This window comes from Rhodococcus aerolatus (genome assembly GCF_054783215.1).
This window is the reverse complement of sequence record NZ_BAAGQZ010000042.1, coordinates 26,668-28,756: the sequence shown is the minus strand read 5'-3', so window position 1 is coordinate 28,756 and position 2,089 is coordinate 26,668. Positions and strand designations below refer to the sequence as shown.

Annotated in this window: 2 protein-coding genes and 1 pseudogene; all 3 read left to right on the top strand. The window is 78.2% G+C overall.

Annotated features, from left to right (window positions below; genetic code table 11):
• A pseudogene (locus ACYVOF_RS15225) lies at nucleotides 1-652 on the top strand (hypothetical protein); the annotation flags it as partial.
• Nucleotides 630-1,226, top strand: a complete 597-nt coding sequence (locus ACYVOF_RS15220) for a response regulator transcription factor (protein WP_460867911.1) — start codon at nucleotides 630-632, stop codon at nucleotides 1,224-1,226. The pseudogene ACYVOF_RS15225 and the gene ACYVOF_RS15220, both read left to right, overlap by 23 nt.
• Before the next feature lie 59 nt (nucleotides 1,227-1,285).
• Nucleotides 1,286-1,930, top strand: coding sequence for an RNA polymerase sigma factor ShbA (gene shbA / locus ACYVOF_RS15215; protein ID WP_460867909.1), 645 nt, complete (start codon nucleotides 1,286-1,288; stop codon nucleotides 1,928-1,930).
• The last annotated feature ends 159 nt before the right edge of the window (nucleotides 1,931-2,089 follow it).

The following is a 2,089-nucleotide window of genomic DNA, read 5'->3' as shown; positions in this document are numbered from 1 at the left end:
CGGCGCGCTGACCGGGCTGGCCGCGGACGCGCTGGGCGGCCCCACCCCGGCCGTCGCCCGGCGGCTCCTGGCCGCGGCCGGGGACGTGGTCGCGGAGCTGTCAGCGGGGCTGCCCACCGGCCCGGACGGGCTGTCGCCGGACGACGTCGCTGCGGCCCGCCGGCTCGAGGTGCGGCTCGGCTGGGTGCGGGCCGAGGCGGCCCTGCGGCTCGACGAGCCGGACGCCGCTCTCGTCGCGGCACGGGCCGCCGTGGGCCCGGCCGAGGCGGGCGGCTCGGTGCGCCACGGCGTGAAGTCCCGCCTCGTGCTCGCCGCCGCCCTGGCCGGTGCCGACCCGGACCGGGCTGCGGCGGTCGCCGACGGCGTCGCCGCGGAGGCGGTCGGTCACGGTTTGTCACCACTGGCCTGGGCGGCGTCCCTGCTGGTCCAGGCGCTGCGGGCGCCCGGTCGGGGTCCAGCGGGGGCGGCTCGAGGGGCGGCCGTGTCCGAAATGGCCACTGAGTGTGCTTGGATCATCACGTACAGGGGTGGTCTTCTCCCGGCCGCGCGGCGTACCCGCCGCGGGACGGGGGAGCAGGCGGCGGCGGGGGCCGGCGTGCGCACCACCGAGGCGCAGACAGGAGCGGGCCGTGACCACAGTGATCGTCTGTGACGATCGGCGCGCGGTGCGGGAGGGCCTGTCGCGTGCGATGGCGGCGGTGCCGGGCATCACCGCCATCGACACGGTGAGCACGGGGGACGAGCTCCTGGCGCGGTACGCCCGCGCACCGGCCGGCCTCGTCCTCGTCGGCACCCAGCGCGCCGTCCCCACCGGGGTCGAGGCCACGCGCCGCCTGGTCGGTGCGCACCCCGGCGCCGACGTGATCGTGTTCGGCGCCCCGGACGACTCGGCCTCGATCGCCGCGGCCATCGCCGGCGGCGCCCGGGGCTACCTGCGCTGGGACGCGACCCGCACCGAGCTGGTCGCCGCCCTCGCCCACACGGTGTCCAGCTCGGCGCGCGGCGACGTGCCGGGAGCGGCCGACCCGGGGATCCGGCTCACCGACCGCGAGATGCAGGTGCTGCGGGGGATGAGCCAGGGCAAGAGCAACGGCCAGATCGGCCGGGAGCTCTACCTGTCCGAGGACACGGTCAAGACCCACGCCCGGCGGCTGTTCCGCAAGCTCGGCGTGCGCGACCGGGCGCAGGCCGTGGCGCACGGGTTCCGCCGCGGCTTCGTCTCCTGAGCTGACCGTCCCGCACCCCGGGCACCGCCGCCGCGGTAACGGTGACAGCCTGGGAGACGATGTCTCACCCGGGGGACGAACTCGACGAGGCGCTCGTCGCGGCTGCGGTGCGCGGCGAGCGCGCGGCGCTGTCCCGCGTGCTGGCGGTGGTCCGCCCGGTGCTCGTGCGGTACTGCCGGGCGCGGGTGGGCCCCGCCGGGGTGGCAGGGGTGTCCGCTGACGACGTCGCGCAGGAGGTGTGTCTGGCCGTGCTGACCGCACTCCCGCGCTACCGCGACCAGGGCCGGCCCTTCATGGCCTTCGTCTACGGCATCGCCGCGCACAAGGTCGCCGACGTCCACCGGTCCGGCTCCCGCAGCCGCTCGGACCCCGTCGCCGAGGTGCCCGAGGAGCCGACGCCCGAGCAGGGCCCGGAGCAGCGGGCGCTCGACGCCGACGCCGCCGCGCGGGTGGCCGAGCTGCTCGACGTGCTGCCCGAGCGGCAGCGCGAGGTGGTGGTGCTGCGCCTGGTGGTGGGGATGTCGGCGGAGGAGACGGCCAGCACCCTCGGCAGCACCGCGGGCGCGGTGCGGGTCGCGCAGCACCGCGCCCTGGCCCGCCTGCGCGAGGAGCTGGCCGCACGCGACGGGGACACGGACGGCAGGGGTGCGGGCGGCAGGACGACGAGCGACGGGACGACGGGCGACGGGGGGAGGACGACGTGAGCGGGGACCGGGAGAGCGCCGACCTGGCCGCGGTCGCGGCGGACGACGCGCTGCTCGACGCGCTCGGCGCCCGCCCGCCGCGGCCCGCACCCGGCGGCGACGACAAGGTGGCCCGGCTGCTGGGCCGCTTGTGCGCCGCGATCGACGCCGCGCCGATGA